Source organism: Rheinheimera sp. B2H12 (assembly GCF_059620065.1).
On sequence record NZ_CM184363.1, the window covers coordinates 2,460,430 to 2,474,479 of the forward strand.

Genomic DNA, 14,050 nt, shown 5'->3' on the forward strand with positions numbered 1-14,050 from the left:
GCCTGGCCTTTGCAAGCTAAAACAGTTTTTTCGCTAAATGGTATTCAACGGCTGGTCGAAGTCGGCTTAATTGTGTGTTCCGGCTTAGCCGCTTTTATGCTGCTGGCGCTGTTAAGTTTTGACCCATCAGATCCAAGTTGGTCGCAAACGGGCTATCAGACCGATATCGCCAATTTTGCCGGGCCTGTTGGTGCTCAGGTGGCTGATATGCTCTTTACTGTGTTTGGCTGGTTGTCTTATTTATTTCCGCCTTTTTTTGCTTTTTGTGGTTATTTATTATTTAAGCGATTTAAAGATCTGATCACCATTGATTATCTGATCCTAGGCCTGCGTTTGCTTGGTTTGTTGCTGACAGTGATTTCAGCTTGTGCTATCAGCAGCATCAATTTTGATGACTTTTTCATGTATTCCTCAGGTGGTGTGGTTGGCGATGTGTTAAGCAGCCTGTTGCTGCCCAATCTGAATTTTGTCGGCAGCAGTTTGTTATTGTTATGCAGTTTTTGCATCGGCATGACCTTATTAACCGGCATCTCCTGGTTAACAGTTGCAGATGAGCTGGGTGCCTTGGTGATGCAGGCTGTCAATTTTATTGTCAATTTCCCTGCCAGACTTAGTGAAGCAAAAACTGCAACAAAACCAGCCAGCCCGTCAGTTGCAACTGCTGCAGTAACGCCGGCCAGTAGCTTTGCCACAGCGCTGACCGAAGCGCAACAAGAGTTTGGCAGTCAAGGCCAGTCAGAGCGTCAGGAGCCCGGGTTTTCGGCACTGGATGATGCAGTGGTTGCGGATGGATTTAACGTCACGGCTAACCTTGACAGTGCCACAGGCATGGCCGGTACAGACGAATATCACTGGTCTGATTACCGACCTGTTGCGGATGACCCCTATACAGAGCATGAGACTGCCAGGATGTCTGTGAACGACACCGCAGGCAGCGATGGGTCAGTGGCTGCCGATAAAAAACCGCTGGATGCAACCGAAGCATTCCGCCAACAATTACTCAGAGATAAGCCGCAAAGTTATCAGCCCAGCCCGGAACCTGTTGCGTTGCCTAAAACCAGTGCAATCAAGACTGAACCGCAGTTGCAGAGCCGGGCATTTTTCCCGCCTGCCGATGCTGCAGTCGAGCCTTTACCATTCCAGCCATTGGATATCCGAACCGAGTCACAGGCTTTTGTCAGTGTCGACACCTTGGCGGACGATGAACTTTCTTTTAGTGCCATCGATGATAGCTTTGATGATGATGATTTAAATCAGAGTTTTATTCATACTCAGGCAGATATCAATCGTTTATTAACCGATGAAGACGATGAGCCTCCCTTTGATATGGATGAGCCTGTCCGGGCCCATGTGCCTCAGCCAGCGCGACCGGCGGCACTGAATTCATTTGGTCAGCCGTTGTTACTGGCCACTGCGGCTGATGCAGAGCCACTGGATGAATTACCGGCCTTGAGCCTGCTCGACAGACCCAATAAAACTGTTAATCCGATTTCAGTGGAAGATCTGGAGCGGGTGTCGCGGCTGGTTGAGCTGAAGTTGTTAGATTTTAATGTCGATGCCAAAGTGGTCGGTGTGTATCCGGGCCCTGTGGTGACCCGCTTTGAATTAGACCTGGCACCCGGGGTGAAGGTCAGTAAAATTACCGGTCTATCAAAAGATTTGGCCCGTTCTTTGTCGGCCATCAGCGTGCGGGTGGTTGAAGTCATCCCAGGTAAGTCTTTCATTGGTTTAGAATTGCCAAATCAACATCGCGAGATAGTCCGGTTATCAGAAGTCATCGGTGATGAGGTCTTTACCGAGTCTAAGTCGCCACTGACCATGGTGCTTGGCAAGGATATCGCCGGTAAATCTGTGGTGGCCGATCTGGCGAAAATGCCGCATTTGTTAGTCGCAGGCACCACCGGCTCCGGTAAGTCAGTTGGCGTTAATGTGATGATCTGTAGTCTACTGTACAAGTCGACGCCGGATGATGTGCGGTTTTTGATGATAGATCCAAAAATGTTGGAGTTGTCCGTCTACGAAGGCATTCCGCATTTGCTGACCGAAGTCGTCACTGATATGAAAGAAGCGGCCAACGGTCTGCGCTGGTGTGTTGGTGAAATGGAACGTCGGTATAAGCTGATGTCGGCACTGGGCGTGCGTAACTTAAAAGGTTACAACGTCAAGATTGCAGATGCCATCGCTGAAGGCCATCCGATGCGTGATCCACTGTGGCGGCCGTCGGACAATATGTTGACCGAAGCACCTTTGTTAGAAAAGCTGCCTTCTATAGTGGTAGTGATTGACGAATTTGCTGACATGATGATGATTGTTGGCAAAAAAGTGGAAGAGCTGATTGCCAGAATTGCGCAAAAAGCTCGTGCTGCAGGTATCCATTTGATTCTGGCAACCCAACGGCCTTCGGTGGATGTGATTACGGGTCTGATTAAAGCCAATATCCCGACCCGGATTGCTTTTCAGGTGTCATCCAAAATTGATTCCAGAACCATTCTGGATCAACAAGGCGCCGAAAGTTTATTAGGTCAGGGCGACATGTTATATCTGCCGCCTGGCTCTGGCGTACCAAACCGGGTGCATGGTGCTTTTGTTGATGATCACGAAGTGCATGCGGTGGTGGCTGACTGGAAAAAACGCGGTCGGCCAAACTATATCCCGGAGATTTTAAGTGGCGAAACCACAGAAGAGAATCTGTTGCCGGGCGAGACTTTAGAAGATGAAGATGCGGAAGCGGATCCGCTGTTTGATCAGGCTGTCGCTTTTGTCACTGAAAGCCGTAAGGCGTCGGTTTCTGGTGTGCAACGGCGTTTTCGCATTGGTTACAATCGTGCTGCGCGTTTAGTTGAAACGATGGAACAAGTAGGTATTGTCAGTGGACCTGGTCACAATGGCAATCGTGAAGTGTTGGCACCTCCGCCACCAAAAGGGTTTTAAATGAAAAAATTGATGCTCGCCGCCGCGTTATTAGGCACCAGCTTGTTTAGTCAGGCTGCCAGTCAGGCTGATTTACTGAAAGAAAAACTGGCGCGTTTATACAGTTATCAGGCCAGTTTCCAGCAAACTGTCACAGATGCCAGTGGCAAACCGGTGCAGACCGAAGGTGAAGGTATGTTGTCGGTCAAGCAACCGTCGATGTTCCGGTTTGAAACGCTCACCCCTGAACCAAATGTTTTTGTCGGCAATGGTGTGACTTTATGGCACCACAATCAGGTGCTGGAGCAAGTCAGCATTTATGATGCCAAACAAGAAGTCAATGTCACACCATTTGTACTGCTGACCTCCAATGATCCGGCGTTATGGGCACAATATGACGTGTCCGGTAGTGGTGAAGAATTTATCATTCGGGCTAAAGATCCGGCCAGCTCAGTGCCGCAACTGACGTTGCAATTTGCTGGTGTTGGTTTTGCCAAAATGACAGTGCTGGATCAAAACGGTCAAACCAGTGTGTTTGAATTTTTAGCAGTGCAAAATAATATCAAGCTCGATAGCAGTTTATTTAAACTCGAGCTGCCAGCCAATGTTGATATTGAAGACTTGCGCAAAAAGTGACGAGCTTAAGTTTCGATTTTCAGCCTGATGTCAGGCCCCTGGCAGCCAGACTCAGGCCGGTCAAGCTGGAACACTATATTGGTCAGCAACATTTGCTTGGGCCAGGCACGCCGCTGCGACAAGCCATTGAAGCGGGTCGGGTGACTTCACTGATTTTGTGGGGACCGCCAGGTACCGGCAAAACCACATTGGCGGAGTTGATTGCTGGTCATGCCGATGCTTTTCTGGCAAAAATTTCGGCCGTTACTGCTGGGGTGAAAGAAATCCGCGATGAAATTGCCGCTGCCAAACTACGTTTGTTGCAATATCAGCAGCGGACTTTGTTGTTTGTCGACGAAGTGCATCGCTTTAACAAAAGCCAGCAAGATGCTTTTTTACCGCACATTGAAGATGGAACTATTATTTTTATCGGTGCAACCACAGAGAATCCGTCCTTTTCGCTCAATAACGCTTTATTATCCCGCGCCAGAGTCTGCATTTTGAAAAAAATTGCCGCTGCTGATTTAGCCTTAGTGCTGCAGCGTGCACTGACCGATACAGCATTGGGTTTAGGCCAGCAGCAACTCAGTGTCGACGAAGAAGCCAAAAGCTTATTGCTGCAATTGGCCGATGGTGATGCCAGGCGGTTGCTGAATTTGCTGGAGCTCGCAGCAGAATCGGTACAGGCTGAGGGCCAACAGGTCATTAGTAAACAATTATTGATACAACTGGTGCCAAGACAATTGCCGGGTTTTGATAATCATGGCGATCAGTTTTACGATCTGATTTCAGCGTTTCACAAATCAGTGCGTGGTTCCAATCCGGATGCCGCCTTATATTGGTATTGTCGTATTCTGGATGGCGGCGGCGATCCTTTATACGTGGCTCGTCGGTTGTTGGCCATCGCCTCGGAAGATATTGGCAATGCCGATCCTCGCGCGCTCACCATGGCGATTGATGCCTGGGATACTTTTAGCCGGGTCGGGCCGGCCGAAGGTGAGCGTGCTATTGCCCAAGCTGCGGTTTATCTGGCACTGGCGCCGAAGAGTAACGCTGTTTATACCGCTTTTAACCAGATCCGCAGTTTCGTCCAGCAGTCGCCGGCTTTTGAAGTGCCGTTACACTTGCGCAATGCACCGACCAAACTGTTAAAAGAAATGGGCCATGGCAGCGAGTATCGTTATGCCCATCATGAACCTGGCGCTTATGCCGCCGGTGAGCGCTATCTGCCAGCTGAAATGGCGCAGATGCAATTTTATCAACCAAGCGATCGCGGGCTGGAAAAACAGCTGGCCGAAAAGCTGAGTTATTTGCAGCAGTTAGATTTGGCGGCCAGAAACCGGGGGGAAGGGCGTGACTAATCCGCTCATCAATTATCTGGCGATTGCTATTGGCGGGGCCATTGGCGCTTGTTTGAGATTTGCTATCAGTGAATGGATGCTACATCTTTTCGGCAGAGCATTTCCTTTTGGTACATTGCTGGTTAATATTCTCGGGTCTTTTGTCATCGGACTGTTGTATGGTCTGTTGCTCACCGAGCAAATCGCGCCTAATCCGTGGCGGATTTTTGTTGGGATCGGCGTGTTGGGTGCTTTTACCACCTTTTCAACTTTTTCTATGGACACTGTGTTGTTGTTACAGCAAGGCGATTGGCCTAAGGCCGTTGTAAATGTGGTGCTGAACGTGGTGTTGTGTTTAACCCTCGCCTGGCTTGGATTAAAGCTGGGCTCGATGAAGTAAAACTTATGTTAGATAGCAAATATTTACGCAGTGAATTAACCCAAGCCGCTGAGCGGCTGGCGACTCGTGGTTTTGTACTGGATGTAGCCCAGCTCAGTGCGCTGGAAGAACAACGCCGTGAATTACAGATGGCAACGCAGGATCTACAGAATCTGCGCAACAGCAAATCCAAGGCCATTGGTCAGGCCAAGGCCCGTGGTGAGGATATCGCGCCATTATTGGCTGAAGTGGATGGTTTAGGCAGTCAGCTTGATGCGGCTAAAATCCGGCTGGATGCCGTGTTGGCGGAGCTGGATCAGATAGCATTATCGCTGCCGAATCTGCCGGACTTGTCTGTACCTGTAGGTAAAGACGAAACTGCAAACTTAGAAGTGCGTCGTGTTGGTGATATCCCACAATTTGATTTCGTCGTCCAAGATCATGTGGCGGTCGGTGAAGCCCTGGCAGGTGGCCTCGATTTTGAAAGTGCGGTCAAAGTTGCCGGCTCACGTTTTGTCGTGATGAAAGGCCAAATCGCCAAACTGCATCGGGCCTTAGCGCAATTTATGTTGGACTTGCATACTGAGCAGCATGGCTATACCGAGTTATATGTGCCTTATCTGGTGAATAAAGACTCCTTGTATGGCACTGGTCAATTGCCGAAGTTTGGCGCTGATTTATTTCATACCCAGCCAGCCACTGAAGAAGGCGTTGGTATGAGTCTGATCCCAACTGCCGAAGTGCCAGTCACCAATTTAGCCCGCGATCGCATTTTTGATTTGGCTGAACTGCCACAAAAATATACCGCGCATACGCCGTGTTTTCGCAGTGAAGCCGGCTCTTATGGCCGGGACACCCGTGGTTTGATCCGTCAGCATCAGTTTGAAAAAGTCGAACTGGTGCAGCTGTCGCATCCGGATCACTCGATGGCCGCATTGGAAGAACTGACCGGGCATGCCGAAAAAGTGCTGCAACTGTTAGGCTTGCCATACCGGGTGATGCTGCTGTGTACCGGCGATATGGGTTTTGGTGCTTGCAAAACCTATGATTTGGAAGTTTGGTTACCGGCGCAACAGACTTATCGGGAAATATCGTCTTGCAGTAATATAGGCGATTTCCAGGCCCGTCGGATGCAAGCCCGGTTCCGGCCGGAAGAAGGTAAAAAACCAGAACTGCTGCATACCTTAAATGGCTCTGGTTTGGCGGTAGGCCGTACCTTAGTGGCTATTTTGGAAAACTATCAGCAAGCAGATGGTTCAGTCCGGATCCCTGAAGTATTGCAACCTTATATGGCTGGCAAAACTGTGATCAGTGCCTGATCCAGTATTGATGTTGAGCACTGCAGCTAAGGCTGTAGTGCTTGTTCTTCGCGTTTTTTGGATGAATCATCACAAATGGCGAGCAAAACGACGAAAACTGACAAAACGGACAGTAAAACAGTGACAAAAAAAGTGCTGGTGCAGAAAAACCCGCTTAAACAAGCACTCAGGGTGGTGTATTGGCTGGTGCTACTGGCGGTGGCTACTGTGGTTGGTGGGTTGTTGTTTGATGCTTACTGGACTTATTATAGTAATACCCGCTAACAGTTTGCTCTGCGTTTGCCAGTCGCGCTTTGCGGCTGATTGGCCAGCTTTTATAAGCAACGTGCCGGCTTGGGCAAACCTGCAATACGGGTCGCTTGTTTAGCAGGCCCTTCCGGAAACAATAAAAACAAATACTTACTGTTGCCTTTCTCTGGGCCTAACTTCTCTGCCATGGCTTTGACCAATAAACGAATGGCAGGCGAAGTCCGGTATTCCTGGTAAAAATCACGCACAAAATGAACTACTTCCCAGTGTGCATCGGTCAGGGTTAGCTGTTCGAGCCTGGCAAATTCGGCGGCCAATGCTGGAGTCCATAAGGTGAGATCAGCCAGATAGCCATGTTGATCAAGTGCTATAGGTTGATGATCGATAGTTAAAGTCAGCATAACATCACCGTGGCAGCGGCTAAAGATAAAGCCACCCATTGTTGATCGTCCAACACAGTGATGCCAGTTGGTGGGCTGATCTGGCGGTCTGCGGCATCCTGCGCTGATATATAAAGCCGGCAAGCGGGCAGGGACTCTGGTATCAGCGCCAGGTAAACGCCGTCCTGGCGCAATAATACGGCATCATCAGGACTGACCAGGGACAACGAAGCTGACGGGTTAATGACCTGAAATAACACCATTTAAAACCTCAGGATATGCTGTTGCTGTGACAGTTGCTGTTGTAATTCAGCCATGGAGCAAAGCTGCACCGGTACACGGAAATGATCTGCACTGAGCCGATACTGCAGGCAGGCGTCACTACTGACCAGGAGCTGTTCAATCTCATACAGACCAAATAGTTTTTGCCCTGGGGTAAAATCTTTGCAGCCGAGGTTTGAATGAACAGCAGTTGGCAATAATTGGCAGACGGCTTCGCCAAGATAGAGCACCGTCAATTGATGCTCCACTGCAGCCAGCGCCAGCAGCATGTCATGCGCCTCACGCGCTAGGGCGCTGCTAAAAGCAGATTGTTGTAACACTAAAGCAATTTTCACCATCAGAGCGTTCTCAATCTAGACAGAGCCGTTAAAACTGGATCAACCGATCCACTTGCGCCAACCGAATGGCAAATTCAGCCAGTCCTGCTGCAGTGTACCCAGCGCGTGCCGGTCGATGCCTGCTGGCAAAACCACGTTTTTCTGCGGCTGTTACACAATATAACAACGGGATCTGCTGTTGCTGACAAAACTCGGCCAAAGCGCCCGCCTGGTCCGGTTCATCGGCTGGTAAATCAGCCTCTGCAACCACAGCCTGAACGGCAGCCTGATAAAGAAAAATATGATCAATCTGATGACCAGAAGCTAATGCGGCTCTGGCAAAACGCAGGCAGGATGCCAGCGTCGGACTGGCATAAGTATCAGACTGCAAATAAAGCGCAAAACTTGCCATAAAACTCCGTTCAATCGAACAATACCGCCATGCCATGACTGTGATAAAAAAAGCCCCGCAAGCGGGGCATTTTAGCTTAAATCAGTCTATCTGCAACTGATTAGTCATCACTGTTCATAAAACCTAACAGCTGCAGTAAAGATGTAAACAGGTTAAAGATGTTCAGGTATAACGACACTGTGGCGCGGATATAGTTGGTTTCACCACCATTGATGATACGGCTGGTATCAAACAGAATAAAACCGGACATGATTAACACCACCACAGCATTAATAGCCAGATGCAAAGCCGGGATCTGGAAAAAGAGATTGGCCAGACCCGCCACTACAGCCAGGATTAAACCGACAAACAAGAAATTACCCATGAAGGAAAAATCTTTTTTGCTGGTCAGGGTATAGGCTGATAACGAGAAGAAAATCAGCGCCGTCGCGCCAAAGGCCTGCATGATAATTTCCGGGCCGTTGGCCATGCCAGCGTAACGATTCAGCATAGGGCCAATAGAGGCACCCATTACACCAGTAAAAGCAAACACCCAAAAAATACCGGCAGCAGAGTCTGCAGTTTTCATCACCACAAATACCAGCACCAAGGCCAGAATGGCTAAACCAAGACCAACTAACGAACTAAAATCTAACGCCATGGCGATGCTGGCAGTCACAGCACTGAATGTCAGTGTCATGGCCAGTAACATATAGGTATTTCTCAGTACTTTGTTGATGCTGAGGCTATCAGCTGTGCTGAAAACCTGTTGGTTTTGATAAGACATATTCACTCCTGTGTTTTAAGGTCTGGTGAACTATACAAGTTAATCAATAGGCTGTCAGTAGCTTTGACGTGCCGCGCTGACAGAAATTCCCATGCTTGAATAAAAAAAACACCGAAGCCGCCGATTTAATAATCGACCGGAAAAAAACATCTTTATAAAGTAATTCAATGCGTTAAAAACGAAAAAAATGCTTTCCTTTCTGCATAAATCTGATTATCATACGCGGCATTGGAGAGATGGCAGAGTGGTTTAATGCACCGGTCTTGAAAACCGGCGAGGGTTAGTAGCCCTTCAAGAGTTCGAATCTCTTTCTCTCCGCCACCTTTAAAAGCCCGCACTTGTTGCGGGTTTTTGCTTTTTGGTTCAATAACAGCAATATGCAGCGACAGGCTGATCTGAAGTCAGGCTCTTGATATATCGGAGCAAAAGTAAAAACCCGGCTATGCCGGGTTTTTACATACTGCAGCTGTCATTATTCGATTTGGCAGGTAAAGCAGTAAGAATAGATGCCGTTTGGATCATTAAACTGACTGAACTGCGCCAGTTGCTGATTAAACTGTTGCACCAGCTTGCCAATTCGTTGTTGTTCTGTACTGTGCTCAGCCGGTAATAACCCCATCGCTTTGGCTGAGCCAAACATTTGTTTCAACACCTGCTCCTGCGGGGTTAATTCCTGTTCAACCACCCAGACATCGTACTGAGTCAGACTGGCTTTGGCCGCAGCGGAGGCAATCGCATCTTCCAGTGTGCCTAATTTATCGACTAAGCCAAACTCCAGTGCTTTTGTGCCAGTCCAAACCCGCCCCTGGCCTACTTTGTCGACCGCAGATTTCTCCAGATTACGGCTGGTACCAACATGAGTAATAAACTCATCATAACCACGCTCAATCAGGCGTTGTAATAGTTTTTCCGCATCTGCAGGTAAACCTTTATACAAGGGCAAGCCTGCTGAGAAACCGGCTAATTCAGTGGTGCCAACGCCATCGACATTCAGACCTAAGGTACCCATCACGTTTTCTGCCGTCCAGAATAACGAGAAAATGCCAATTGAACCTGTGATTGTGGTTGGCGAAGCCCAAATTTCATTGGCAGGTGCGGCAATCCAGTATCCGCCTGACGCTGCGACTGCACCCATAGAGGCAACCACGGGTTTGCCGGCCGCTTTTAATAACCGCACTTCTTCGGCAATGATTTCTGAAGCAAAAGCACTGCCACCGCCACTGTCAATTCGCAGCACCACTGCTTTGACTTTTTCATCCAGTCTGGCACGACGGAGTAATTTGGCGGTGCTGTCACCACCGATAGTGCCTGCTTTAGCGGTACCATCGACAATATTGCCGCGGGCGATCACCAATGCCACTTTATCCGTTAATGGATTCACCACCGGCATTTTTGGGATCACCAGATGCTGATAGTCCTGATAATTAATTTGGTTAAAGGTTTGATTTTCCGCGTCAGTGCCAACAATCGCGATCACGTCCTGGCGGAATTGTTCAGCTGTTTTTAAACTGTCGACAAACTTGGCATCCAGTGCATACTTGGCCAGATCGCCATCAGCGGCATTCACGCGCTGATATAAACCGGCAAAAGTCTCATCAAAATTATCGATGGCAAAACCACGGCGCTCAGCAACCTGCTGCTTGTATTCGCCCCAAAGTTCATTTAACCAGGTCGCATTCGCTTCTTTCGCTTCTACTGACATATCGTCGCGCAGGAATGGCTCAACCGCTGATTTATAGGTACCGACCTTAAACACATGCATACTGATTTTCAGCTTTTCCAGCGCACTTTTATAGTACATAGGATAAGAACCATAACCTTCCAGTAACACAGCACCTTGTGGGTTTAAGTTGATATTATCAGCGTAACTGGCGAGGAAATATTGGTTCTGTGCATAAAATGCACCTGTGGCGAACACTTTTTTCTCTGCAGCTTTAAATTTTTCCAACGCGCTGCCAACAGCTTTTAACTTATCTTGTGAAGCAGATCCCAAATCGGCCAAATCAAGCACAATTACTTTGATTTTATTATCTTTTGCCGCGTGCTCAATGACTTTGACTACATCGCGGACCAACATTTCAGGTTTTGGTTTGCTGCCACCGGCGTTTTCATTGAGCAGGGCTTCGACTGGATCAGTCCAGCGTTTTTCTTCAACCAAATCACCTTTGAGCGACAACACCAAAGCGGCAGTATCAGGCACTGTGACCTCATCATCGTCGGACAACAAGACACTGATAAAACCAACAAATAGTACTAAAAAAACCAGGTTGAGCACCAGATTACGGATGAATTTAAAGCCGGAACCGAAGAAGCCAAAAAAGCGGCGGATCAAGCCAGGTTGGGCTGCTGACATAGTTTAACCTTCGTTAACATGAGAAATATCTTCGTAAGATAACGAATTTACCCGGCAAACTTAAACGGAATTTGTAAGTAAATGTATATTCCTTGTCAGTCTGAGCAAAAGCAGCTAAAGTCAGACCATTCAACAGGTATGACCAGAGGGGCGAACGTGACCTATCCTCATTTATTACAACCATTAGATTTAGGCTTTACCCAGTTAAAAAACCGGGTGCTGATGGGTTCAATGCATACGGGCTTAGAAGAAGAAAAACAAGGCTTTCGCAAACTAGCGGCATTTTATGCCGAACGGGCCAAAGGTGGAGTTGGCTTAATTATTACTGGGGGTATCAGTCCAAATTTTCGTGGTAATTTAGTACCATTTGGCAGTCAGCTCAGTTGGTTCTGGCAAGGCTGGAAACACCAGCAAGTCACTGCCGCAGTGCACCAGTATGATGCGAAAATTTGTTTGCAGTTATTACATGCCGGTCGTTATGGTTATCATCCGCTCAGTGTGGCACCAAGTAAAATTCAATCCCCTATAACGCCGTTTAAACCTGCCGCTTTGTCCTCACGGCAGGTACGAAGCACCATCAGTGACTTTGCCGCGTCGGCCCGACTGGCGCAAAAAGCCGGTTATGATGGTGTGGAGATTATGGGATCTGAAGGTTATCTGATTAATCAGTTTATCTGTCAAAGGACCAATCAGCGCACCGATGAATGGGGCGGTAGTTTTGACAATCGCTGTCGTTTTGCCTTGGAAACCATTCGCCAGGTCCGACAGCGTTGTGGCGAAAAATTTATTATTATCTATCGCTTATCTATGCTTGACCTGGTCGAGGATGGCAATAGCTATGAAGAAGTGGTGGCGCTAGCCAAAGCCGTTGCAGCCGCAGGTGCCACCATGATTAACACCGGCATTGGCTGGCATGAAGCCAGAGTCCCTACTATAGGAACTATGGTGCCCAGAGCCGCATTCAGTTGGATCACCGCGCGGGTAAAGCAGCAGGTCAATATTCCGGTGGTCGCTACCAATCGGATTAATGATCCGCAGGTGGCGGAAGATATTCTGGCCGCCGGGCAAGCTGATTTAGTCTGTATGGCCAGACCTTTTTTGGCCGACCCCGATTTTGTCAATAAAGCAGCGGCTGGGAAAGCAGATGAAATCAATACCTGTATCGCCTGTAACCAAGCCTGCCTTGATCACGTGTTTCAAAACAAAAGAGCCAGTTGTCTGGTCAATCCGCGGGCTTGTTATGAAACTGAATTAAATTTCCAGCCAGCAGCACGACAGAAAAAAATTGCCGTGGTCGGTGCTGGACCGGCCGGCATGGCTTTTAGTGTGTATGCCGCCCAGCGTGGCCATCAGGTGACTTTATTTGATGCCAACAGCCAGATCGGTGGTCAGTTTAATTACGCCAAACAAGTACCTGGTAAAGAAGAGTTTGAACAGACATTGCGTTATTTTGGCCGCATGTTGCAATTGCATGCTGTCAAACTGCAACTGGGCACATTGCAAACGGTTGAATCCTTGAGCAAGGCAGGTTTTGATGAAATTGTACTGGCGACAGGTATTGTGCCGCGTTCGCTGGCATTACCGGGTTTTGATCACCCTAAAGTGTTGAGTTATTTGGATGTTTTACGCGATCATCGCGAGGTGGGTGCGAAAGTTGCCATTATCGGCGCCGGTGGTATTGGTTTTGATGTGGCAGAGTATCTGACAGAACCGCATTCCTTAACGATGCAACCTGAAGCTTGGTTACGCGATTGGGGCATTGATCAGGATTACCAGAGCAGGGGAGCATTATTACCGGATCAGGTACCCGCTGTCGCAGCGCGTAAAGTCTATCTGTTACAACGCAAGAACAGCAAAGTCGGCGCCGGACTTGGTAAAACGACCGGCTGGATCCATCGTGCGTCATTAAAGAAAAAAGGCGTTGATATGCTGTCTGGCGCGCAGTATCTTCGGGTCGACGACGAAGGGCTCTGGGTTGATTTTCAAGGCCAGCAACGTTGCCTGGATGTCGACCATGTGATCATCTGTGCCGGTCAGGAGCCTCAGCGCGCTTTGCAGCAAGGACTGTTGGCTGCCGGTTGTTCAGTACATTTAATTGGTGGCGCCGATGTGGCTGCTGAACTGGATGCCAAAAGAGCCATCCGGCAGGGGGCTGAACTGGCTGCCAGCATCTGACAGCTCAGTCGCTGACTGAGATTGCAAATTTTGCACCATAGGTGCAGTTGATTGAGTTTGACTGCACCTTAGCTCGTTCCAAAACCCGCGATTAAATTTTCTGCCGAAAAAGATCAAATTGACTTGCCAGCTCACCACGTTTGGCGTTATTTAATGTATGGCAAAGCTGTCATGTGCCGCTCTGGTGCAAGCCGTTGTTTTTGCACCAATCTGGCGCACGCTGTCATACCTTTGCCATACCATGGACATACAATTGTCTGGTGCTGTCCTGCAACAGTGTTGTCGTCTGCGTCTGGAGCATAGCGCCGGCTCTATGGTTTCGCCACAGTAAATCGGCGGTTTGACAGCAATATCTGGCAGGGTTGCCATCTGAGAAAAGTGGTTTTTTCAACCATGGTTGGAAAATTTTTCAAGATCGCACAGGATGGTATCGCCTTTGCTTAGGTTCGTACAGCTGCAATCAGTGTCAACAGCTGTTTGCAGTGGGTACTGTTTTGGTCAGTAAAGGTTCAGAGTCATAGTGATTGAGTGACAGCAGCGGATTTTATAGCCA

The 14,050-nt window shown here is 48.6% G+C and carries 13 protein-coding genes and 1 tRNA gene; 8 read left to right on the plus strand and 6 right to left on the minus strand.

Going from position 1 to position 14,050, the window contains the following annotated elements; all coding sequences use genetic code 11:
• The first annotated feature begins 9 nt into the window (after nucleotides 1–9).
• The 6 genes from AC53GJ_RS10560 to AC53GJ_RS10585 all read left to right on the plus strand — a co-directional run bounded on the left by AC53GJ_RS10560 (nucleotide 10) and on the right by AC53GJ_RS10585 (nucleotide 6,827).
• Nucleotides 10–2,931: a DNA translocase FtsK gene (locus AC53GJ_RS10560; protein WP_496732638.1), complete on the plus strand. Its 2,922-nt coding sequence runs from the start codon at nucleotides 10–12 to the stop codon at nucleotides 2,929–2,931.
• Complete coding sequence (gene lolA, locus AC53GJ_RS10565) at nucleotides 2,932–3,546, plus strand: outer membrane lipoprotein periplasmic chaperone LolA (protein ID WP_496732639.1); 615 nt, start codon at nucleotides 2,932–2,934, stop codon at nucleotides 3,544–3,546.
• On the plus strand, nucleotides 3,543–4,886 hold the full coding sequence (locus AC53GJ_RS10570; protein ID WP_496732640.1) for a replication-associated recombination protein A: 1,344 nt from the start codon (nucleotides 3,543–3,545) through the stop codon (nucleotides 4,884–4,886). Before lolA ends, AC53GJ_RS10570 begins: the two co-directional genes overlap by 4 nt.
• Nucleotides 4,879–5,265, plus strand: a complete 387-nt coding sequence (gene crcB / locus AC53GJ_RS10575; protein ID WP_496732641.1) for a fluoride efflux transporter CrcB — start codon at nucleotides 4,879–4,881, stop codon at nucleotides 5,263–5,265. The genes AC53GJ_RS10570 and crcB overlap by 8 nt, the downstream gene beginning before the upstream one ends.
• A 5-nt stretch (nucleotides 5,266–5,270) precedes the next feature.
• Nucleotides 5,271–6,563, plus strand: a complete 1,293-nt coding sequence (gene serS / locus AC53GJ_RS10580) for a serine--tRNA ligase (protein WP_496732642.1) — start codon at nucleotides 5,271–5,273, stop codon at nucleotides 6,561–6,563.
• Between the two features lie 120 nt (nucleotides 6,564–6,683).
• Nucleotides 6,684–6,827, plus strand: a complete 144-nt coding sequence (locus AC53GJ_RS10585) for a hypothetical protein (RefSeq protein WP_496732643.1) — start codon at nucleotides 6,684–6,686, stop codon at nucleotides 6,825–6,827.
• A gap of 50 nt (nucleotides 6,828–6,877) precedes the next feature.
• Here the strand turns inward: AC53GJ_RS10585 and AC53GJ_RS10590 are convergent, their stop codons facing one another.
• From AC53GJ_RS10590 to AC53GJ_RS10610, 5 genes are all read right to left on the minus strand, one after another.
• Nucleotides 6,878–7,213 (minus strand): TusE/DsrC/DsvC family sulfur relay protein, encoded by a 336-nt coding sequence (locus AC53GJ_RS10590; RefSeq protein ID WP_496732644.1) that lies wholly within the window; start codon nucleotides 7,211–7,213, stop codon nucleotides 6,878–6,880.
• On the minus strand, nucleotides 7,207–7,455 hold the full coding sequence (locus AC53GJ_RS10595; RefSeq protein ID WP_496732645.1) for a DsrH/TusB family sulfur metabolism protein: 249 nt from the start codon (nucleotides 7,453–7,455) through the stop codon (nucleotides 7,207–7,209). Before AC53GJ_RS10595 ends, AC53GJ_RS10590 begins: the two co-directional genes overlap by 7 nt.
• Nucleotides 7,456–7,812, minus strand: a complete 357-nt coding sequence (locus AC53GJ_RS10600; protein ID WP_496732646.1) for a DsrE family protein — start codon at nucleotides 7,810–7,812, stop codon at nucleotides 7,456–7,458.
• A 28-nt stretch (nucleotides 7,813–7,840) separates the two neighbouring features.
• Nucleotides 7,841–8,203: a DsrE family protein gene (locus tag AC53GJ_RS10605; RefSeq protein WP_496732647.1), complete on the minus strand. Its 363-nt coding sequence runs from the start codon at nucleotides 8,201–8,203 to the stop codon at nucleotides 7,841–7,843.
• Between the two features lie 100 nt (nucleotides 8,204–8,303).
• Nucleotides 8,304–8,969 (minus strand): Bax inhibitor-1/YccA family protein, encoded by a 666-nt coding sequence (locus AC53GJ_RS10610; RefSeq protein ID WP_496732648.1) that lies wholly within the window; start codon nucleotides 8,967–8,969, stop codon nucleotides 8,304–8,306.
• Nucleotides 8,970–9,199: 230 nt separating this feature from the next.
• Here AC53GJ_RS10610 and AC53GJ_RS10615 point away from each other — a divergent pair.
• A tRNA-Ser gene (locus AC53GJ_RS10615) sits at nucleotides 9,200–9,290 on the plus strand.
• A gap of 151 nt (nucleotides 9,291–9,441) precedes the next feature.
• Here AC53GJ_RS10615 and sppA read toward each other — a convergent pair.
• Nucleotides 9,442–11,322 (minus strand): signal peptide peptidase SppA, encoded by a 1,881-nt coding sequence (gene sppA / locus AC53GJ_RS10620; RefSeq protein WP_496732649.1) that lies wholly within the window; start codon nucleotides 11,320–11,322, stop codon nucleotides 9,442–9,444.
• A gap of 156 nt (nucleotides 11,323–11,478) precedes the next feature.
• Between sppA and AC53GJ_RS10625 the strand changes: the two genes are divergently transcribed.
• A complete protein-coding gene (locus AC53GJ_RS10625) occupies nucleotides 11,479–13,497 on the plus strand; it encodes an oxidoreductase (protein WP_496732650.1) in 2,019 nt (672 codons plus the stop codon).
• Nucleotides 13,498–14,050: the final 553 nt, after the last annotated feature.